General features: G+C 75.8%; 11 protein-coding genes. 7 read left to right on the top strand and 4 right to left on the bottom strand.

Annotated features, from left to right (window positions below; translation table 11 throughout):
* A partial coding sequence (locus tag ACQKM2_RS25700; RefSeq protein ID WP_427713703.1) for a type I polyketide synthase occupies positions 1-5,159 on the bottom strand: 5,159 nt, incomplete at its 3' end.
* A 312-nt stretch (positions 5,160-5,471) separates the two neighbouring features.
* On the opposite strand from ACQKM2_RS25700, the gene ACQKM2_RS25705 reads away from it, so the two are divergent.
* On the top strand, positions 5,472-6,503 hold the full coding sequence (locus ACQKM2_RS25705; protein ID WP_427713704.1) for a 3-oxoacyl-ACP synthase III family protein: 1,032 nt from the start codon (positions 5,472-5,474) through the stop codon (positions 6,501-6,503).
* A complete protein-coding gene (locus tag ACQKM2_RS25710) occupies positions 6,500-8,266 on the top strand; it encodes a 3-hydroxyacyl-CoA dehydrogenase family protein (RefSeq protein ID WP_427713707.1) in 1,767 nt (588 codons plus the stop codon). Before ACQKM2_RS25705 ends, ACQKM2_RS25710 begins: the two co-directional genes overlap by 4 nt.
* Positions 8,267-8,381: 115 nt before the next feature.
* Here the strand turns inward: ACQKM2_RS25710 and ACQKM2_RS25715 are convergent, their stop codons facing one another.
* Positions 8,382-8,891, bottom strand: a complete 510-nt coding sequence (locus tag ACQKM2_RS25715) for a GbsR/MarR family transcriptional regulator (RefSeq protein WP_427713709.1) — start codon at positions 8,889-8,891, stop codon at positions 8,382-8,384.
* 82 nt (positions 8,892-8,973) lie between these two features.
* Here ACQKM2_RS25715 and ACQKM2_RS25720 point away from each other — a divergent pair, with 82 nt between their 5' ends.
* Positions 8,974-9,894 carry an ATP-binding cassette domain-containing protein gene (locus ACQKM2_RS25720; protein ID WP_427713712.1) on the top strand — a complete coding sequence of 307 codons (921 nt, stop codon included), beginning with the start codon at positions 8,974-8,976 and terminating at the stop codon, positions 9,892-9,894.
* Between the two features lie 11 nt (positions 9,895-9,905).
* Here the strand turns inward: ACQKM2_RS25720 and ACQKM2_RS25725 are convergent, their stop codons facing one another.
* Positions 9,906-11,240 carry an AMP-binding protein gene (locus tag ACQKM2_RS25725; protein WP_427713715.1) on the bottom strand — a complete coding sequence of 445 codons (1,335 nt, stop codon included), beginning with the start codon at positions 11,238-11,240 and terminating at the stop codon, positions 9,906-9,908.
* 95 nt (positions 11,241-11,335) lie between these two features.
* A complete protein-coding gene (locus ACQKM2_RS25730) occupies positions 11,336-14,008 on the bottom strand; it encodes a BTAD domain-containing putative transcriptional regulator (protein ID WP_427713717.1) in 2,673 nt (890 codons plus the stop codon).
* Positions 14,009-14,256: 248 nt separating this feature from the next.
* Here ACQKM2_RS25730 and ACQKM2_RS25735 point away from each other — a divergent pair, with 248 nt between their 5' ends.
* Genes ACQKM2_RS25735 through ACQKM2_RS25750 form a run of 4 tightly spaced genes read left to right on the top strand, consistent with a single transcriptional unit; the run spans position 14,257 to position 21,174 of the window.
* Positions 14,257-16,062, top strand: coding sequence for a fatty acyl-AMP ligase (locus tag ACQKM2_RS25735; RefSeq protein ID WP_427713720.1), 1,806 nt, complete (start codon positions 14,257-14,259; stop codon positions 16,060-16,062).
* The gene (locus tag ACQKM2_RS25740) at positions 16,059-17,846 is read left to right on the top strand and encodes an acyl-CoA dehydrogenase (protein WP_427713722.1); all 1,788 of its coding nucleotides are present in this window, start codon (positions 16,059-16,061) and stop codon (positions 17,844-17,846) included. Before ACQKM2_RS25735 ends, ACQKM2_RS25740 begins: the two co-directional genes overlap by 4 nt.
* Positions 17,847-17,902: 56 nt before the next feature.
* Positions 17,903-18,190 carry an acyl carrier protein gene (locus tag ACQKM2_RS25745; RefSeq protein ID WP_427713724.1) on the top strand — a complete coding sequence of 96 codons (288 nt, stop codon included), beginning with the start codon at positions 17,903-17,905 and terminating at the stop codon, positions 18,188-18,190.
* Positions 18,187-21,174 (top strand): type I polyketide synthase, encoded by a 2,988-nt coding sequence (locus ACQKM2_RS25750; protein WP_427713727.1) that lies wholly within the window; start codon positions 18,187-18,189, stop codon positions 21,172-21,174. Before ACQKM2_RS25745 ends, ACQKM2_RS25750 begins: the two co-directional genes overlap by 4 nt.
* Positions 21,175-21,178: the final 4 nt, after the last annotated feature.

Consider the following 21,178-nt stretch of genomic DNA (forward strand, 5'->3'; position numbering starts at 1 on the left):
TCCCCGTACGGGGCGAGCCGCCCGCGGACCGCGTCCGCGCCCAGCGACACCGAGGCGACCGCGCCCCGGCCCACCAGCTCGTCCGCGAACAGCTGCGAACGCAGCACCACGACCCTGGCCGCGTCCTCCAGCGACAGCGCACCCGACACGGCCGCCGCCGCGATCTCCCCCTGCGAGTGACCCACGACCGCGTCGGGCACCACGCCCGCCGCACGCCACAGCTCCGCGAGCGACACCATCACGGCGAACAGAACCGGCTGCAGCACCTCGATCCGGGCCAGGGCCTCCCCGTCACCGCGCAGCACCTCCTCCACCGACCAGTCGACATGCGCCTCCACCGCCGCCGCGACCTCGGCGAACCGAGCCGCGAACACCGGCGAGGAATCCAGGAGTTCGACACCCATCCCGACCCACTGCGAACCCTGCCCGGGGAAGACGAACACCGTCTTGCCGCCCGCGTCCGCGACACCGGACACCAGCGGGGCTTCCAGGCCCGCGAGCAGTTCCTCGCGGGAGGAGCCCAGCACGGCCGCCCGGTGGCCGAAGACGGAGCGGTGCCCGGCGAGGGCGGCGGCGACGGCGGCGACGGGGGTGTCGGGCTGCTCGGCGGCGTGGGTGCGCAGCCGGGCGGCCTGCTCGCGCAGGGCGTCCTCGGTCTTGGCGGACAGCAGCCAGGCCACGGGGCCGGCGGCGGGTGCCGCCTCCGGGGCCGCCACCGGGGCCGGGGCCGGGGCCTCTTCGAGGATGAGGTGGGCGTTGGTGCCGCTGATCCCGAAGGAGGAGACGCCCGCGCGGCGCGGGTGGCCGGTCTCCTCGGCGGCGGGCCAGAGGCGGGCCTCGGCGAGGAGTTCGACGGAACCCGCCGACCAGTCGATGTGGGGGGAGCGCTCTTCGGCGTGCAGGGTCTTGGGCAGGATGCCGTGGCGCAGGGCCAGGATCATCTTGATGACGCCGGCGACGCCGGCGGCCTGCTGGGTGTGGCCGGTGTTGGACTTGAGGGAGCCGAGCCACAGCGGCCGGTCCGTGTCGCGGCCCTGGCCGTAGGTGGCGAGCAGGGCGTGCGCCTCGATGGGGTCGCCGAGCTTGGTGCCGGTGCCGTGGGCCTCGACGGCGTCGACGGTGTCGGCGGTGACGCCCGCGTTGGCGAGGGCCTGGCGGATGACGCGCTGCTGGGAGGGGCCGTTGGGGGCGGTCAGGCCGTTGGAGGCGCCGTCCTGGTTGGTGGCGGAGCCCCGGATGACGGCGAGCACCTGGTGGCCATTGGCCTCCGCGTCGGAGAGCTTCTCCAGCAGGAGGACGCCCGCGCCCTCGGCCCAGCCGGTGCCGTCGGCGTCGGCGGAGAAGGACTTGCAGCGGCCGTCGGCGGACAGGGCGCGCTGGCGGGTGAGTTCGACGAAGAGGCCGGGGGTGGGCATGACGGTGACGCCGCCGGCCACGGCGAGGGTGCATTCGCCCTGGCGCAGGGACTGGGCGGCCAGGTGCAGGGCGACCAGCGAGGAGGAGCAGGCGGTGTCGACGGTGACGGCGGGGCCTTCGAGGCCGAGGGTGTAGGCGATGCGGCCGGAGGCGACGCTGGGGGTGCTGCCGGTCATCAGGTAGCCCTCGGTGGACTCCGTGCCCTCGTGCAGGCGCGGGCCGTAGTCCTGGAAGGTCGCGCCGATGAACACGCCGGTGTCCGTGCCCTTGAGGGCGAGGGGGTCGAGGCCGGCGCGTTCCAGGGCCTCCCAGGAGGTCTCCAGCAGGAGCCGCTGCTGCGGGTCCATGGCGGCGGCCTCGCGGGGCGAGATGCCGAAGAAGGCGGGGTCGAAGAGGGTGGCGCCGTCGAGGAAGCCGCCCGCCCGCACGTAGTGGGTGCCCGGCCGGCCCTCGGGGTCGTAGAGGCCCTCCAGGTCCCAGCCGCGGTCGGTGGGGAAGGGTCCGGTGACGTCCCGGCCGGCGGCGAGGACCTCCCACAGTGCCTCGGGGGAGTCGGTGCCGCCGGGGAAGCGGCAGGCCATGGCGACGACGGCGATCGGTTCGTCGGCGGCCGCGGCGGCGGTGGTGTGGCGGGTGGCGGCGGCCGGGCCGGCCGTCCGGCCGAGGGCGCGCTCCGTGAGGTTGCGGGCGAGGGCGACGGGGGTGGGGTGGTCGAACAGGAGGCTGCTGGGCAGGGCCAGTCCGGTGCTGCGGGTGAGGCCGTCGCGGAGTTCGACGGCGGTCCAGGAGTCGAAGCCGAGTTCGTGGAAGGTTTCGCGCAGGTCGATGTCGCGGGCGTCGTCGTGGCGCAGGACGGCGGCGATGTCCGTGCGGAGCAGGTCGAGGACGGCCTGCTCGCGGTCGGCGGCGGGGAGCGCGGTGAGGCGGGCGCGCAGGGCTCCGGTGTCGGAGTGCGCCTCCTCCTCCGGGGTGTCGGCGGCCGGGGCCGCCGTCGGGGCGGCCGCGGTCGCGGGGGTGGCGGGGGTGGCGGGGGCCGCGTCGATCCAGTGGCGGCGGCGCTGGAAGGCGTACGTCGGCAGGTCCGGCCGGGGGGCCGGGCCGGTGGTGCCGAGGAGGGTGTCCCAGCGCAGGTCCGGGGCGGCGCCCAGGGTGTGGAGGCGGGCGAGGGCCGTGGTGAGCGACTCGGGCTCGGGCTGCTTGCCGGTCCGGGCGGCGGGCACGAACGCGGCTTCGTCGCCGGCGCATTCGCGTCCGGCGGAGGACAGGGCGCCGTCGGGGCCGAGTTCCACGTAGGTGGTGACGCCGGCGGCGTCGAGGGCGTGGATGCCGTCGGCGAAGCGGACGGCCTCGCGGACGTGGCGCACCCAGTAGTCGGCGGTGCCGATCTCCTCGTCGGTGACGATCCGGCCGGTCAGGTTGGAGACGAGGGGGATGCGGGCCGGGGCGTAGGAGACGGAGGCGGCGACGGTGCGGAACGCATCGAGCATGCCGTCCATGTGGGGGGAGTGGAAGGCGTGGCTGACGGGCAGCCGCTTGGTCTTGCGGCCCTGTTCGGCGAAGTGCTGTGCGAGGGCGTCGACGGCGTCCTCGTCGCCGGAGACCACGACGGAGCGGGGGCTGTTGACGGCGGCCAGGCACACCCGGTCGGTGCGTCCGGCGAGGAGGGGCGCGAGCTCGGCCTCGCTGGCCTGGAGGGCGGCCATGGCTCCGCCCTCGGGGAGGGCGTCCATGAGGCGGCCGCGGGCGGCGACGAGCGCGGCGGCGTCGGGCAGGGTGAGGATCCCGGCGACGTGCGCGGCGGCGAGTTCGCCGATGGAGTGGCCGACGAGGTAGTCGGGGCGGACGCCGAGGTGGCCGAGCAGCCGGTGGAGGGCGACCTCGAAGGCGAACAGGGCGGGCTGGGTCCAGGCGGTGCGGTCGAGGAGGGCGGCCTCGTCGGTGCCCGGGGCGGCGAAGGCGATCTCGCGGAGCGGGCGGGGCAGGTGTGCGTCGAAGGCGGCGCACACCTCGTCGAAGGCGGCGGCGAACGCGGGCTGCGCGGCGTGCAGTTCGCGTCCCATGCCGGGGCGCTGGCTGCCCTGGCCGGAGAAGAGGAACGCGGTGCTGCCGGTGCCGGCGCGGCCGCGGACCAGGTGCGGGGAGGGTGCCGCGGCGGCGAGGGCGTCGAGTCCGGCGGTGAGGCCGGCGAGGTCCTCGGCGAGGACGACGGCCCGGTCCTCGTGGGCGGTGCGGGTGGTGGCCAGGGCGTGCGCGAGGTCCGCGGCGGTCCCGGTGTGGTTGGCGGTGTGGGCTGCGAGCCGGGCGGCCTGGGCGCGCAGGGCCTGTTCGCCGCGGCCGGAGAGCGGGAAGAGCAGCGTCCGGCCGGCGGCGGGCGCGGCGGGGGCCTCGGCAGGGGTCTCGGCGGGGGCGGGGGCTTCGGCGAGGACGACGTGGCAGTTGGCGCCGCCGAGGCCGAAGGAGCTGACGCCGGCGACGAGGGGGCGGGCGGGGTGCGGCCAGGGCCCGGCCTCGGTCTGCACCCGCAGCCGCAGCGCGTCGAGGTCGATGGCCGGGTTCGGGGTGCGGTGGTGGAGGCTGGCGGGCAGTTCGCGGTGGCCGACGGCGAGGGCGGCCTTGATGAGGCCGGCGATGCCCGCGGCGGCTTCGAGGTGCCCGATGTTGGTCTTGGCGGAGCCGACGGGCAGCGGGTCGGCAGCGCCGCGGGCCGCGCCGAGGGCGGTACCGAGGGCGGCGGCCTCGACGGGGTCGCCGACCGGGGTGCCGGTGCCGTGCAGTTCGACGTACTGCACCTCGGCGGGGTCGGTGCCGGCGGCCTCCAGGGCGCGGCGGATGACGTCGGCCTGGGCGGTGGGGCTGGGCACGGTGAGGCCGTCGGTGGGCCCGTCGTGGTTGACGGCGCTGCCGAGCAGGACGCAGTGGACGCGGTCGCCGTCGGCGAGGGCCCGGTCGAGGGGCTTGAGCAGGACGAGTCCGCCGCCCTCGCCCCGGACGAAGCCGTTGGCGCGCTCGTCGAAGGTGTGGCAGCGGCCGTCGGGCGACAGGGCGCCGAACCCGGCGGTGATCTCGGAACTGGCGGGCGTGACGCGCAGGTTGACGCCGCCGGCGAGGGCGAGGTCGGCCTCCCCGCTGAGCAGGGCCTGGCAGGCCAGGTGCACGGCGACGAGGGAGGAGGACTGGGCGGTGTCGACGGTCAGGCTGGGGCCGTGCAGGCCGAGCGTGTAGGAGACGCGGTTGGCGATGACGCCCCGGTTGAGGCCGGTGAAGGCGTGCTGACCGGTGCCCGCGCCGCCGGAGCGGCGTACGAGGTCGGCGTAGTCGTCCCAGATGGCGCCGACGAACACGCCGGTGCCGCTGTTCTTGAGGGTGCCCGGGAGGATGCCCGCGTCCTCCAGGGCCTCCCAGGCGAGTTCGAGGACGAGGCGCTGCTGCGGGTCCATGGCGGCGGCCTCGCGCGGCGAGATGCCGAAGAACCGGGCGTCGAAGGTGTCGACGCGGTCGAGGTAGCCGCCGCGGGCGGCGGCCGGGCCGGAGCCCGCGGGGACGACGTCGCGGCGCGCTTCGGGCGCGTCGGTGACGGCGTCCGTGCCGTCGCGCAGCAGCCGCCAGTACGCGGCGGGACCGTCGGCCTGCGGGAACCGGCAGGAGATGCCGATGACCGCGATCGGCCCGGTGCCACGGCCTGGTGTACCGGACTCCTCCGGAGCCGCCGTCGTCTGCCGTGCCGAAATCAGCGGGTCAGCCACGATCTCCCCCTTCGCCTGTTTGCCTGATGCGTCTTCAGGGATCCGCCGGGCGCGCGGGCGGACCGAGGACCGGGGGAATTCCATGCAGACCGTCGAGACGCTGACGTCCGGCTCTAAAGCTCGGCTAAAAACAGCTCCCGGTCACCGGCCTGCCGTACCGCTAGGGGCGGCTAGGGGGCCGAGCAAGGGTTACCGGCCGCCTCGGGCAGCGAGAACCATTGCTGAATGTCCCATTCGAGCACCCCGCGGTGAATGCATTTCCCGCAGTTTCCCGCGCTTTCTGCCCACCGCCACGGTGAGGAGCCGTCCGTCATGACAGCAATCGGAATTCTGGGCACCGGGTCTTATCTGCCTGCCGACACGGTGTCCAATCGGGTCGTCGGGGAACGGGCGGGGGTCACCGAGGACTGGATCCTGCAGAAGACCGGCATCCGGGAGCGGCGCTACGCGGCCGAGTACGAGGCCACCTCCGACCTGGCGGTCGAGGCGGCGCGGGCCGCGCTGGACGCGGCCGGGATCTCGGCGGAGCAGCTGTCGTGGATCGTGGTGGCGACGTCCACGCCGGATTCCCCGCAGCCGGCGACGGCCTGTCTGGTCCAGCACCGGATCGGTGCGGTGAACGCGGCCGCGTTCGACGTGAATTCGGTGTGCAGCGGCTTCGTGTTCGGTCTGGTGGCGGCGGCCCGGCTGCTGCCGGGGCAGGACGGCGGGGTCCGGGGTCACGCGCTGGTCATCGGCGCCGACGTGTACTCGCGCATCATCGACCGGGAGGACCGGCGGACCGCCGTCCTGTTCGGTGACGGCGCGGGTGCCGTGGTGCTGGGGCCGGTGCGGTCCGGGTACGGGGTCCTCGGCTCGTACCTGGCCAGCCGCGGCGACCAGGCGGAACTGATCCGGGTGGAGGCCGGCGGCAGCCGGCTGCCCGCGTCGGAGAAGACGGTCGCGGAGGGGCTGCACCACTTCAGGATGAACGGGCGCGGTGTGCGCGACTTCGTTGCCGCCGAGCTGCCGCGCGCGGTCGGCGAGGTGCTGGACCGGCACGGTCTGGAGCGCTCCGAGGTCGACCACTTCGTCCCGCACCAGGCCAACGGCGTGATGCTGGGCGAGACCGTGCCCCGTCTGGGTCTGCCGCGCGCCCGTACGCACCTCACCGTCGCCGAGCACGGAAACACCAGTGCCGCCTCCATTCCCCTCGCCCTGGACGAGGCGTACCGGTCCGGGGCGTTCCGGGACCGGGACGTCGTGCTGCTCGCCGGTTTCGGCGGCGGCATGTCCCTGGGCACGGTGCTCGTCCGCTGGGACGAGGAGGCGGCTCCCGCTCCCCGAAAGGACTCAGCAGCATGACGGCAGCATCCGCGGCACCCCTTCCCGGTGCCCTGCCCTTCACCGCGGTCGCGGTGATCGGCCTCGGTACGGTCGGATCCGCGCTGGCCCGCTCGCTCGCCTCGGCGGGCGCCCGGGTGGTGGCGGTGGAGGCCGACGGTGACGCCCTGGCCGGCGGCCGCGAGCGCGTCGAGCGCGGGCTGGAGGATCCGGCGGCCCGGGCCCGGGTCGCGTACACGGCCGATCTCGCCGCCATCACGGGCAGTGAGCTGGTCGTGGAGGCGCTGCCGGAGGACTTCGAGCTGAAGACGGAGGTGCTGCGGCGGGCCGACGGGCTGTGCGGTCCCGAGGCGGTGTTCGCGACGACGACCTCGCTGTCGGTGACCCGGGTGGCGGCGGCGTGCGGGCGGCTGCCGCGCACGGTGGGCCTGCACCCGGTCGGGCACGCCCCGGACGGCGGTGTGGTGGAGGTGGTGACCACGCCCCTGACGGAGCCGTCGGTGGGGCGTGCGGCGGAGGAGCTGGTGGGTGCGCTGGGCCGCAGGGCCGTGGCCTCCAGCGACCAGCCGGGCTTCACGGGCGGCGGTCTGCTGATGGCCTACCTGAACGGTGCCGTCGCGATGTACGAGCGGCGGTACGCGTCGCGCGACGACATCGACGCGGCGATGATGCTGGGCTGCGGGCTGCCGCTGGGGCCGCTGGCCCACCTCGACCTGATCGGTCTGGACACGGCGCGGGACACCCTGCGCGGCCTGTACGAGCAGACGGGGCAGGCGCAGTTCCTGCCGCCGCCGCTGCTGGACCACATGGTGACGGCGGGGCTGCTGGGCGCGAAGGCGGGCCGGGGGTTCCACACCTGGCCCGAGGGCCCGGGGGGTCCCCGGGCCGCGGCCGGTGCGCCGGGCGGCGGGGCGGGGGGTCCCGCGCGGCCGTCGCGGCCGGTGCGCGAGGTCGGGGTGATCGGGTCCGGCACGATGGCGTCGGGCATCGCCGAGGTGTTCGCCCGGTCCGGTTACGGGACGCGGCTGGTGGCCCGTACGGACGTGCGCGCGAAGGAGGCGCTGGACAAGGTCGCGGGTTCGGTGGAGCGCGGGGTCAAGCGCGGCCGGATCAGTGCCGAGGAGGGCCGGGCCGCGCTGGAGCGGCTGGTGCCGGCGGATTCGCTGGAGGCGGTCGCGGACTGCGACCTGGTGGTCGAGGCGGTCGCGGAGGAACTCCCCGTCAAGCGGGAGGTGTTCCGGGGGCTGGACGCGGTGTGCCGTCCGGGTGCGGTGCTGACGACGACGACGTCGAGCCTGCCGGTGGTGGAGTGCGCGGCGGTCACCTCGCGGCCCGAGGACGTGCTCGGCATGCACTTCTTCAACCCGGCTCCGGTGATGCGGCTGGTGGAGGTGGTCGGGACGGTGCTGACGGCGCCGGACGCGCTGGGGACGGTCCACGAGGTGTGCGCGCGGCTGGGCAAGCACCCGGTCGGGATCGACGACCGGGCCGGTTTCATCGTCAACGCCCTGCTGTTCCCGTACCTCAACAGCGCGGTGCGGCTGCTGGAGGAGCGGCGGGCGGTGGCCGGGGAGATCGACGCGGTGATGACGCAGGGCTGCGGCTATCCGATGGGGCCGCTGACGCTGCTGGACACGATCGGGCTGGACGTGTCGCTGCAGATCCAGAACAGTCTGCACGCCTCGTTCCGGGAGCCGTCGCTGGTGCCGGCCAGGCACCTGGAACACCTGGTGGACGCGGGCTACCTGGGCCGCAAGAGCGGGCGGGGCTTCCACACGTACTAGCCGTCCCGGGCGGCCGTGCGGCACCGGAGGTTCCCGGTGCCGCGCGGTCCTCGTGCCGGTTGTCGGGCCCGCGGCGGCCGGGCCCGCGCCCGCAGGGCCCGCGCGGCCGGGGCGGTCAGCGGCCGCGGTGGGCGCGCCAGCGGTCCATCAGTGAGTCCAGTTCCAGTTTCACGAAGTTGAAGAAGTCGGCCGTCTCCTCGGCCCGGACGCCCGCCGGGGTGCCGGGGCCCAGCACCTCCACCCCCTGCTTGAGGGTGGCGGCCCAGCGGTTGAGCATCTGGTCGCGGCTGGTGACGGTCTCGTACCAGAGGTCCGCGTGGATCCGGTAGAGCTCCCGCCGCTCGCCCGGCGCCCGTTCCCGGCCGACCATGTGCATCTGGGCCAGGTAGCGGACGGCGCCCGAGACCGCGGCCGGGCTGACCTTCAGCCGTTCGGAGAGCTCCGCGGCGCTCAGCGCGCCCGCGTCCTCGGCGAGCAGGCAGGCGAAGATCCGGGAGGGCATCCGGGGCATCCCGGCGGCCACCAGGTCGGCGGCGAACCGTTCGACGAAGGCCGAGACCTCCTCGCCGTAGTCCCGCTGTCCGCTCTCGCTTCCGATTCCGCTTCCGCCGGCACCCGTGTCCATACCGTCTCCCCCGTGATCGATCGTCGGACGACACCTTCCGATAGCTTCACGATATTCTGAAACTAAGGTATCTTCCGACAATGTGACGATGGCAATCGATATTGCCGGACTGTACAAGTCGTTCGGCCGCACGCAAGCGCTGAAGGGCCTGGACCTGAGCGTCGAGAAGGGCGAGGTGCACGGCTTCCTCGGCCCCAACGGAGCCGGCAAGTCCACCACCCTGCGCATCCTCCTCGGCCTGATCCGCGCCGACAGCGGCCGCGTACGCCTGCTGGGCGGCGACCCCTGGCGCGACGCCGTCGCCCTGCACCAGCGCATCGCGTACGTGCCCGGCGACGTGAACCTGTGGCGCAACCTCTCCGGCGGCGACGCCCTCGGCTTCCTCTCCGGCCTGCGGGACGGCACCGACTCCCGGTTAACCAGGGAGCTGATGGAGCGCTTCGAGCTCGACCCGGGCAAGAAGGGCCGCGCGTACTCCAAGGGCAACCGGCAGAAGCTCGCCCTGGTCGCCGCCTTCGCCGCCGACGCCGAGCTGCTCGTCTTCGACGAACCCACCTCCGGTCTCGACCCGTTGGCCGAGGAAGTCTTCCAGAGCTGCGTCGGCGAGGCCACCGACGAGGGCCGTACGGTGCTGCTCTCCAGCCACGTCCTCACCGAGGTCGAGGCGCTGTGCGACCGGGTCAGCATCGTCCGCGACGGGCGCACGGTCGAGACGGGCTCGCTCGCCCGGATGCGGCACCTGGCCCGCACCCACGTCACGGCCGAACTCGCCGCCCCCGTCGAGGGCCTGGAGGAACTCCCCGGGGTGCACGGGCTGGAGGTGCACGGCGCGGAGGTCACCGCCCAGGTCGACCAGGAGCACCTCGGCACGTTCCTGCGGGTGCTGTCGGAGACCGGCGTACGCAGCCTCGTCAGCCGGCCGCCGACCCTCGAGGAGCTGTTCCTGCGGCACTACCGGCCCGAGGCCGAGCGGGCACCGGCCGGGTCCCCGGGGCCGGCTTAGGCCGTACCGCCTCACCCCTCCCGCGACAGCAGCAGCCGCTTCTGGGTCTTGCCCATCGCGTTGCGCGGCAGCGCGGCGACGAACCGCACCTCGCGCGGCCGCTTGTGCACCGAGAGGCGTGCGGCGACGAAGTCGGTGAGCTCGGCCCCGGTCACCCCCGAGGCCACGACGTACGCCACGACGCGCTGGCCCAGGTCGGAGTCGGGCACCCCGACCACGGCGGCCTCCGCCACGCCGGGGTGGTCGAGGAGCGCGTTCTCGATCTCGCCCGCCCCCATCCGGTACCCGCCCGACTTGATCATGTCGACGGAGGCCCGGCCCACGATGCGGTGGGTGCCGTCCGGGTCGATCGCCGCGATGTCGCCCGTCCGGAACCAGCCGTCCTCGGTGTACGAGGCCGCCGTGGCCTCGGGGCGCCCCAGGTAGCCGGAGAACAGCGTGGGCGCGGTCAGCTGGAGTTCGCCGATCTCCTCGCCCGGCCCGGCCGCGATCCGGGTACGGACGCCGGGCAGCGGCGTCCCCACCGCGCCCGGCCGCAGCGGGCCGCCCGCGCGGCCGCTCACCGTGATCAGGGTCTCCGTCATCCCGTACCGCTCGACCGGCCGGCTCCCCGTCAGCTCCTCCAGGCCGCGGAAGACCCGCTCCGGCAGGGGGGCGCTGCCCGAGACCAGCAGCCGCGCCGAGCGCAGCGCCCGGGCCCGCTCCGGCTCGGCCACGACGCGGGACCACACCGTGGGCACCCCGAAGTACAGGCTGCCGCCCGCCTCCGCGTACGCGGCGGCGGTGGGCCGGCCGGTGTGCACGAGGCGGCTGCCGGTGCGCAGCGCGCCGAGGACGCCGAGGATCAGGCCGTGGACGTGGAACAGCGGCAGGCCGTGGACGAGGGTGTCCTCCGCGGTCCACTGCCAGGCCTCGGCGAGGGCGTCCAGGCCCGCGGCGATCGCGGCGCCGCCGAGGACGACGCCCTTGGGCGCGCCGGTGGTCCCGGAGGTGTAGAGGATCATCGCGGGGGCGTCGGCCGCCGGTGCGGGGCCGCTCCAGGCGGCCCGGCGGGCGAAGTCCGCGGTGACGGGGCAGGCGCCCGAGTCGCGCAGGATGTGCTCGCGTTCGGCGACGCCCGCGTCGGGCGGTACGGGCACCACGGGCACCCCGGCCAGCAGGCAGCCGGCCACCGCGGCGACGGTCTCCAGGGAGGCCGTGGCCTCGACGGCGACGGCGGGGGCGCCGGCCACGTCGGCGGCCACCGCTCCGGCCGCGCCCAGCAGTTCCTCGTACGAGGCGGTCCGGCCGGCGACGGTGACCGCGTCCGCGCGGTCCCCGTACACCCCTTGCAGTGCCGTGAGCACGGGTGTCCCTCCTTAGGTCTTGCGTCGGTACGGGGCGACGCGGGGTGCGTCGCCCGGTCGGTCGGTGTTCCGGTGGAACGGCGGCGGCGTGCGGCTCAGGCGGCGGTGCGCAGCCGCCACACCCCGGGCCGGGTCTCCGTCCAGTCCGGCAGCGGGAGGCCGCCGCGGACGTGGCGCAGCCAGCGGAGCGCGTACGCCTCGCGGCGCCGGTCGCCGAGCCGGGCCGCCAGGGCCAGGCAGCGTTCGAAGTGCGGCTCCGCGGCGGCGGGGCCCTGCGTCTCCAGCGCGAGCAGGGCCCGGACCCGAAGGGCCTCGTAGTGGTCGCGGGGGTCGGCGGGTTCCGCGTCGAGGACCTGGCCGATCAGCCGGGCCGCTTCCGTGACGGCCGAGGCGTCCAGGCTCAGTTCGGCGAGGCCGGTCAGGGCGCGGTCGCGTTCGGGCCGGGCGTCGGCGCCGTCGGCGGCCCTCAGGGCCCGCCGGTAGAGCCCGCGGGCCGCGTCGGTGCGGCGGCGCTGCCAGGCCAGGTCGCCGAGGGAGCACAGCAGCCGGGACTGGGCGCCGAGGTCGCCGGAGCGTTCGGCCGCGTCGAGGGCCAGGGTGTGCGCGCGTTCCCAGTCGTCCCAGGCCGCGTGGGCCTCCAGGGGGGCGGTGAGGACGTCGGCGAGGCGCACGGTGCGGGCCCACAGTCCGGCCGCGTGGGCCCGGCCCAGGGCCGAGGCCAGAGCGGTGCGGCGGTCGGCGAACCACTCGGCGGCGTGCGGCAGTCCGTCGGCCTCCCGCGCCTCGGCGGCCAGGGCGTCGGCGAGCCGGGCCACGGCCCGGGCCGCCTCGGCGGGGGGCTCCTCGGCGGTGAGGAGCTCGCCGGCCAGCAGCCGCCACAGCACGTGCAGGCGGTAGGCGCCGCGGGGTTCGGCCCGCAGCAGCCGGGCTTCGACCAGGCTCTCCAGCAGGGCTTCGGCGGCGGGTTCGGGCGTGCCGAACAGGGCGGCCGCGTCGGCGGTGGGGAAGGGGCCGGCGGGCAGCAGCCCGAGCAGCCGGAAGGCGCGCTTCAGCGGTGCGCCGGCCTCGTCGTACCCGGCGCGCAGGGCGGCGTCCAGGCCGGGCTGCGCGGAGCGGAGTTCGGCGAGCCGGTCGTGTTCGCCGGCCAGCCGGGCGGCGAGGGAGGCCACGCTCCAGTGCGGGCGGGCGGCCAGCCGGCCCGCGAGGGCCCGTACGGCCGACGGCAGCCGGCCGCAGGCGTCGACGACGGCGGCCGAGGCCGCCTCGGGCCCGTCGTCCTCGCCGTCGCGGCCCGAGGCGGCCAGCAGCAGCCGGCGGGCCTGGGCCGGGGCGGGGACGTCCAGCAGGTGCGCCCGGGTGACCGGGAGCGCCGGGGTCCGGCGGCAGGTCAGCAGCGCGGTGCTGCCGGGGGTCGCGGGCAGCAGGTGGCGGGCCTGCTCCGCGTCGGCCGCGTCGTCGAGCACGATCAGCATCCGGCGGCCCGGGGTGAGCCGGTCCAGGGTGCGGCGCAGCCCGTCGAGGTCGTCGGGCAGCGGCCCGGGGACCCCGCAGCGGAGCAGCAGCAGGGTGAGGGCGGCGGCGGGGGCGAGCGGTGCGCCGGTGTCGTCGCGCAGGGAGAGGAGGACCCGGCCGTCGGGGAAGAGGTCGCCGGCGTGGTGCGCGGCGGCCAGGGCGAGGGCGGTCTTGCCCACGCCGGCGGGACCGGTGAGCGCGACGCAGCCGCCCGCGGGGACGTCCCGCAGGAGCGTGCGCAGCGCGCCGAGCTCCTCGTCGCGTCCGGTGAACAGCGGGTCGGGCGGCGGGAGTTCACCGACCGGTCCGACGGCCGTGGGCAGCACGGGGTCCGGCCCGGCGGACGGTCCCGCGAAGGGCCCCGCGTACGGCCCTGCGGGTGCCGCGGCAAGCGCGGCGGCCGGTGCGGCCGTACCGGGTCCGCCCGCGGCCGCCGCGGACCGCGCCCGGTCCGGGTCCGCGCGGTGCGGTGCGGCGCCCGAGGGGCGCAGCAGTGCGGTGTCCCCGTCGAGGATGCGGCCGTGGAGCTGCTGCAGGGGCGGTCCCGGCTCGATCGCCAGTTCGTCGACGAGGGTGCGCCGCAGCCGGGCGAAGGCCTCCAGCGCGTCGGCCTGCCGGCCGGTGCGGTAGAGCGCCACCATCAGGTGGGCGTGGAACTCCTCGCGCATCGGCAGTTCGGCGGCCAGCGCCCGGAGTTCGCCGACGAGTTCGTGGTGGCGGCCCAGTTGCAGGTCGGCCCGGATGCGCTGCTCCAGTGCGGCCGTGCGCAGTTCGCCGAGGCGGATCGCGGTGCTGTCGAGCAGGGACCCGTGGGGGGTGTCGGACAGCAGCGGGCCGCGCCACAGCGCGAGCGCGCGGCGCTGGAGGTCGGCGGCGGCCCCGGCGTCCTGGCGGGCCATGGCGGCGCGGCCCCGGGCGTGCAGGTCCTCGAAGGCGGTGAGGTCCAGCCGGTCCGGGTCCAGCCGCATGAGGTAGCCGGGCGGCCGGGTGACCAGGCATTCGCGGCCCGCTTCGGGGTCGGCGGCGTGCAGGAGCTTGCGCAGCTGCGAGATGTAGACCTGGAGCGTGGTGGTCGCGGTGCGCGGCGGGTCCTCGCCCCACAGTTCGTCGATGAGGCTGCCCACGGACACGATCTCGTTGGGCCGTACGAGCAGCGTCGCGAGCACCACGCGGATCTTCGCCGCGCGGGGCGTGACGCGCTGCGCGCCCGGGCCGGCCGCGTCCACTTCCAGTGGCCCCAACACCCGAAATCGCATGCAGCCCCCGTTCCTCGGCACTCCGGTGGCACGGGTGGCGGCAGACTCCCCCAGCTGCCCGGCCCTGGTCACCCTAGGGCCGGGCGCACCCCCGGCTTCGGACAGCCGGACCCCTGATCCGGTGCCGGGCACCCTGCCCGGGACCCGCAAGCCATGCTTTAGGCGCCCCGTGGAGCATGCCGAGGCGTTGGCGGCAGGGGCGCCGGGCGTTCGGCAGTTGCCCCGGGTGCGCCAGAAGGGGGCTGACGTTGACTGGATTCGCTACGTTCACCGAGGTGCTCCGCGGCCGGGCCGCGGCACTCGGCGAGCGCGACGCTCACGTGTTCCTCGGTGACGCCCCGGGCGCCGCCGCCGAGCACCTCACGTACGGGGAGCTGGACCGGGCGGCCCGGGCCATCGCGGTGCGGCTGCGCGAGCACGGTGCGCTGCGGCAGCCGGTGCTGCTGCTGTACCCGCCGGGCCCCGGCTTCCTGAAGGCGTTCGCGGGCTGCCTGTACGCGGGTGCCGTCGCCGTTCCCGCCCCGCTCCCCGGTGACCGGGGCGAGCGGCTGCAGCGCGTGTCGGGGATCATCCGCGACACCGGCGCGCAGCTGGTGCTGACGGACTCCGCCAACGCCCCCGACGTGTCGCTGTGGCTCGCCATGGCGGGCCGGGGCGAGACGGTGTGCCTGGCCACCGACGTGGAGGAGGGGCTGGACGCCGACGCCTGGCAGCCGCCCCCCACGGGTCCGGAGGACCTGGCGTTCCTCCAGTACACCTCGGGTTCGACGTCCCGGCCGCGCGGTGTGATGGTCAGTCACCGCAACCTCCTCGCCAACATGGAGGCCATGCGCGGGGTCCTGGGCTCCACCGACCGGGACGTGTTCGGCAGCTGGCTGCCGCACTACCACGACATGGGGCTCATCTGCCATCTGCTGCACCCGCTGTGGCTGGGCACCTCGTCGGTGCAGATGTCCCCCACCGCGTTCGTCAAGCGGCCGGTGCGCTGGCTGCGTTCGATCGGCGAGTACGGGGTGACGATCGGCGGCGGCCCCAACTTCTGCTACGACCTGTGCCTGCGCCGGATCACGGACGAGCAGCTCGCCGGCCTGGACCTGAGCGGCTGGCGGCTGGCGATCAACGGCGCCGAGCCGGTGCGCCACCAGACCCTGGAGGCCTTCGCCGAGCGCTTCGCCGCGGCCGGTTTCCGGCGCGAGAGCCTCTTCCCGGCGTACGGGCTCGCCGAGGCCACGCTCGTCGTGTCCGGCGGCCCGCCGGGCCGCGGCCCGCGCACCCTGACCGTCGACGCGTCCGGTCTGGAGTACGACGAGCTGCGCCCGCCGCGGCCCGGCCGGCCGGTGCGGACCCTCGTCGGGAGCGGTACCGTACGCGGCTTCGACGTGCGGATCGTGGAGCCGGTGGTCGGCGGCGAGGTGCCGGAGGGCCGGGTCGGGGAGATCTGGGTGCGCGGCGACAGCGTCGCCCAGGGCTACTGGCGCCGTCCCACCGACACCGCCCGCACCTTCCAGGCGATGGTGGACGACGGGGACAGCGGCTTCCTGCGCACCGGGGACCTCGGGGTGGTCGACGGGGACGAGCTGTACGTCACCGGCCGCCTCAAGGAGATGATCATCCTCAACGGGCGCAACATCTATCCGCAGGACGTGGAGTGGGCGGTGCGCGAGACGGAGCCGTCCCTCGGGGCGGGCCAGGGCGCCGTGTTCACCGTGGACGCGGACCGCGAGCAGCTCGTCGTCGTGCACGAGGTGCGTCCCGAGAACGCGGACTGGGAGACGCTGCGCGCCCTGGCCCGGCGCATCCAGATCCTCATCGGCCAGGACTTCGACGTGCCCGCGGCCAACGTGCTCCTGGTGCGGCCCGGCACGCTGCGCCGCACCACCAGCGGCAAGATCCAGCGGACGCTGATCCGCAAGCTGTTCCTGGCGGGCGAGGTCAGCGGCGCGTACGAGGTCCTCGACCCGGCCGTGCAGGCCCTGGTCCGTCCGCGCGACACGCTGCTCGGCAACGACCTGCTGCGGCCCTCCGCCCGCGCCGCCGCGGAGACGGCGTGGTGAGCGCCGTCGCCGTCGCCGCCGGACCGGCCCCGCGGGCGCCGGTGCGGCGGCCCGCGCCGTCTCCGGAGTCGACGAGCGGCCGGGTCCGGGCCGCCGCGCTGGAGGCCCTGCTCGGCGACCCGGCCGCGCCCGGCAACCCGGCCGGGCACCGCGCGCTGCTCGCGTCCGACCAGGCGGCCGCGCTGTCGCCGGAGGCGGAGGGGCTGCTCGACGACTTCGGGATGCACCGCGAGTTCGTCCCGCGCGAGCTCGGCGGCCGCTTCGACTCCGCCGAGGGCCTGCTGCGGGTGATGCGTCCGGTGTTCCGCCGGGACGTGTCCCTCGGCATGGGCTACGGCATGACCACCTTCATGGCCGCCTCCGACGTGTGGATGCGCGGCAGCGAGGAGCAGCGGTCGTGGCTGGGCGGCCTGCTGCTGGGCGGGTCGAAGGCGGCCATCGCCCAGCACGAGACCGCGCACACCAACGACTTCGTCCGCAACCAGATCTCGGCGGAGCTGCGCCCCGGTGGCGGCCTGTCGCTCACCGGGGCGAAGCCGGTGGTCAACAACCTGCACCGGGCCGACGCGCTGGTGCTGTTCTGCCGTACCGGCGACCACTTCCCCGGCGGGACGCAGAGCGCCCTGCTGCTGGACCCGCGCACCCTGCCCGCCGGCCGCTACCGCACCGAGCGGCGGCCGGCCGCGGTGGGGCTGCGGTCCTGCTTCTTCTCGGGCGTGCGCTTCGACGACTGCCCGGTGCCCGCCGACGCCCTGCTGGGCGCGCCCGGCAGCGGGGTGGCGACCTCGCTGCAGTCGTTCCAGATGAGCCGCACGCTGATGGCCTCCCTGTCGGTGGCCGCCGTGGACACGAGCCTGCGCACGGCCGTGCTGGTGGACCGTCAGCGGGGGCCCGGCGCGGCCGGCACGGCGCCGGTGGACCCGCAGCACACCGCGAACACGCTGACCGGCGCGTTCGTGAACCTGCTGCTGTACGACTGCCTGGCGGTCGTGGCCACTCGGGCGCTGCACCTGCTGCCGGCCGAGACGAGCGTGTACTCGGCGGCCGTGAAGCTGCTGCTGCCGCGGGTGCTGATCGAGACGATGTACGACCTGTCGACGGTCCTGGGCTCGCAGCTGTACACGCGGGAGGGCACGGTCGGCGTGCTGCAGAAGCACATCCGGGACGTGCCGGTGATCAGCCTCGGCCACGCGGGGACGGTCGCCTGCCAGGCGACGGTGATCCCGCAGCTGAAGCAGCTGGCGGGCCGCTCCTGGTTCGCCGAGGAGGAGGCCCCGGCCGCGCTGTTCCAGCCGGACGCGCCCCTGCCGGCGTTCCGTTACGACGCGCTCGCGCTGGCCAGCGGACGCGACAGCCTCAGCGCCTCGCTGCTGGCCGCCGCCGCGGAGCCGCCGGGCCGCGACCCGGTGGAGCGGGCCCTGCACACGATGACGCTGCACCTCGTCGAGGAGCTGCGGGACCTGCGCCGGCGGGTGCTCGCGCTGCCTCCGCTGGACGGCGGGACGCCGGTGGGTCCGGCGTGGTTCGCGCTGACGGACCGCTACGTGCTGGTCCTCGCGGCCGCGGCCGTGCTCGGCGTCCGCCGGCACAACCGGCACGGCCTCGACCCGTTCCTGGCCGATCCGGCCTGGGCGGCGGCCGCCCTGCACCGCATCACGTCCAGACTGGGCGCCGCGCCCGTGGAGCTGCCCCCCGAGTGCCTGGCGCGCGTCCACCAGGAGGTGCTGGCCCGCTTCGGGGACCGGCGCAGCTACGACCTGCACAACACCCCGCTTCCCGGCTGACGGGCGACGGCCCCGACCACCGCTTCCCCCTTAGCCCGCACGCAAGGAGTCCAGGGATGTCCCTGTCCGTGTCGCCGCACAGCGCGGCCCCGCTGCACCACTGGCTGACCGACCGCCTCGCCGTCTACCTCGACCGGCTGCCGGACAGCATCGACCCCACCGTGCCGCTCGCCGAGTACGGCATGGACTCGGTGGGGGCGCTGAGCCTGTGCGGGGACATCGAGGACACGTTCCGCATCGCCGTGGACCCGTCGCTGGCCTGGGACCACCCGACGGTCGTCGCGCTGGTCGCCTACCTCGGCGGGCGGGGCGTGACGGTTCCGGCCGCGGGGGTCTCCCGGTGAGCTCCCGCGCCGTCGCCCTGGTCGGGCTGGACTGCGTCTTCCCGGGCGCGCCGGGCCCCGACGCCTACTGGGACCTCTTGATGCGCGGCGGTGACGCGACCGGTGAGCAGCCCGGCCCGCGCAGGTTCGGGCCCGGGTACGAGACGCCGGTGCGCGGCGGTTTCATCGACGACGCCGACGTGTTCGACAACGACTTCTTCACCGTGTCGCCGCGCGAGGCGGCGGCGATGGACCCGCAGCAGCGGCTGCTGCTGCAGTGCGCGTGGCGGGCCCTGGAGGACTCGGGGCGCTCCCCGCGGTCCCTTGCGGGCGGTGACACCGGGGTGTTCGTCGGCATGATGGGCAGCGAGTGGGGCCAGCTGCACCTGGGCGACTACGGGCGCGTGACGCCGCAGCTGGGTGCCGGGTCCAGCGCCGGCATGGCCGCGAACCGCATCTCGTACCACCTCGACCTGAAGGGGCCGAGCCTGTCCGTGGACACGGCCTGCTCGTCCTCGCTGGTCGCCGTGCACCTGGCGGTGAACTCGCTGCTGTCCGGGGAGTGCGGGACGGCGCTGGCCGGCGGGGTCAACCTGGTGCTGACGCCGGCGCTGGGGCTGGTGTACGCGCAGATGGGGCTGGCTTCGCCGGACGGCCGGTGCCGGCCGTTCAGCGCCGACGCCAACGGCATCGCGCGCAGTGACGGCGTGGGGGTGGTGGTGCTGCGGCGGCTGGAGGACGCGCTCGCCGACGGGCAGCGGGTCTACGCCGTCGTCCGGGGCACGGCCGTCAACCAGGACGGGCGCAGCAACGGCGTCACCGCGCCGAACCGGCACTCGCAGCGGGAGGTCGTCGCGGCCGCGTACCGGCGGGCCGGGGTCACCCCCGACCAAGTGCGGTTCGTCGAGGCCCACGGCACGGGTACGGCGCTCGGCGACGTCATCGAGTGCGGGGCGCTGGGCGAGGTGCACGACGTGCCGCGCGCGGAGCCGTGCGCGATCGGCTCCGTCAAGGGCAATCTGGGGCACACGGAGGGGGCTTCGGGCATCGCCGGGCTGATCAAGGTGGCGCTCGCGCTGCACCACCGGATCGTGCCCGCGAGCCGGTACGCGGACCGGGAGAACCCGCAGCTGCGGCTCGCCGAGCGGGGGCTGGCCCTGCTGAAGGCTCCGGTGCGGCTGCCGGCCGGCGAGGTCGTGGCGGGCGTGAGCAGTTTCGGCATGGGCGGGACCAACGCGCACGCGGTGCTCGCGGCGGCGCCCCGTACGGCCCGCACGGGACGCCGCCGGGCGGCGGCCGCGCCGGCCGGGGTGTTCACGCTGTCGGCCGACACCCCCGAGGCGCTGCGCCGCAACCTGGCCGCGCAGGCGGAGGCGGTGGCCGCCCGCCCGCGCGGGGACGCCGCGGCGCTGTGCTGGACCAGCAACCGGGTCAAGACCGGGCTGCCCTACCGGGCGGCGTTCACCGCGACGGACACGGTCGAGCTGGCGGCGGCGCTGCGCGCGGCGGCCGAGGACGGGCGGCTGGCCGCCGGGATCGCCGACCGGGCCTGGCGTCCGCCGGTCATCGGGTTCCTCTTCACCGGCCAGGGCGTCCAGGAGCCGGGGATGACGGCCGCCCTGTACCGGCAGTCTCCGCTGTACCGGCGCTCGCTGGACGAGGCCGACGCGGCGCTCGCCCCGCACCTGGGCCGTTCGGTGCGCGACCTGGTCCTCGGCGGGGATCCGGACCTGCACCGGACCCGCTGGGCGCAGCCTGCCCTGTTCGCGGTCGGCCACGCGCTGGCGGCCACGCTGGGCGGCCTCGGCGCGGGGCCGCACGTCGTGCTCGGGCACAGCGTCGGGGAGTTCGCGGCGGCCGTGACCGCCGGGGTGCTCACCCTGGAGGAGGCGGCCCGGCTGGTCGCGGAGCGGGCCCGGCTGATGGACGCGCTGCCGGAGGGCGGCGGCATGCTGTCGGTGCGGGCGGGGCGGGAGGCGGTCGAGGAGTTCCTCGGCCGCGGGACGGGGGTGTCGCTCGCGGCGGTCAACGGCCCGCGGAACACCGTTCTGTCGGGTGGGGTGGCGGAGCTGGAGCGGGTCGCCGGGGTGCTGCGCGGGCGGGGTACGCACTGCCGTGCGGTCGGCGTCTCGCACGCCTTCCACTCGCCGCTGATGGATCCCGTGCTGGAGCCGCTGGCCGCGGCCGCCGCGGGGATCACGCCCGCCGCGCCGCGCATCCCCGTCGCCTCCACCCGGTACGGGCGGCTGCTGGCCGACGAGCCGATGGACGGCGCCTACTGGGCGGCGCAGGCGGCGGGGCCGGTGCTGTTCGCGGACGCGCTGGCCGACCTGGTGGCGCGGACCGCCCCGACCGCGCTCGTGGAGATCGGCCCGGCGCCGCAGCTGATCCAGCTGGCGGGACGGTCCGGGCTGGCCGACGGGATCCGGCTGCTGCATCCGTCGCCGGGCCGGGACGCTACGGCCCGCGACCTGGCCGAGACCGTCGCCGCGCTGTACCGGTCCGGGCTGGAGCCGCAGTGGGACGAGCTGTACGAGCCCGTCTGGCGGACCACCGAGCGGCTTCCCCCGTACGCCTTCTCCGCCGAGCACCGGTTCTGGCACGCCGCGGCGGCCCGCCCGCAGGTGCCCTCGGGCCCGGCCGCGGCCCCGGCGGCGGCCCCGGCGGCGACCCCGGCGACTTCGGCCGGGGCGGCCGCCGGACCGGTGCCGGCCGCGGCGGAGGGCGGCGGAAGCGACGGGTCCGCGGACCCGGTGCTGGCCGCCGTCGTGGGGGCCGTGGTGGAGGTGGGGGACTACGCGCCCGAACGGGTCGACCGGAACTCCAGGTTCTATGAGGACCTCGGCTTCGACTCTGTAATGATCATGCAACTCAAGGACCGGATCGAGACCTCGCTGCCGCAGGCCGGCGGCATCGCGGTGCAGCAACTCCTGCCCGCGCTGCGCTCGGTGGGCACCCTGGCCGACTTCGTCGGCGAGTGGATCAGTGTGGGGGTACGACCGTGACACA

The sequence above is a fragment of the Streptomyces sp. NPDC004126 genome (assembly GCF_050275515.1).
Taxonomy (GTDB): domain Bacteria; phylum Actinomycetota; class Actinomycetes; order Streptomycetales; family Streptomycetaceae; genus Streptomyces.

Excerpts from the sequence above, each read along its gene's own strand:
- ACQKM2_RS25705 (WP_427713704.1), top strand. The coding sequence starts at position 5,472 with ATGACAGCAATCGGAATTCTGGGCACCGGGTCTTATCTGCCTGCCGAC.
- ACQKM2_RS25710 (WP_427713707.1), top strand. The coding sequence starts at position 6,500 with ATGACGGCAGCATCCGCGGCACCCCTTCCCGGTGCCCTGCCCTTCACC.
- ACQKM2_RS25715 (WP_427713709.1), bottom strand. The coding sequence starts at position 8,891 with ATGGACACGGGTGCCGGCGGAAGCGGAATCGGAAGCGAGAGCGGACAG.
- ACQKM2_RS25730 (WP_427713717.1), bottom strand. The coding sequence starts at position 14,008 with ATGCGATTTCGGGTGTTGGGGCCACTGGAAGTGGACGCGGCCGGCCCG.
- ACQKM2_RS25745 (WP_427713724.1), top strand. The coding sequence starts at position 17,903 with ATGTCCCTGTCCGTGTCGCCGCACAGCGCGGCCCCGCTGCACCACTGG.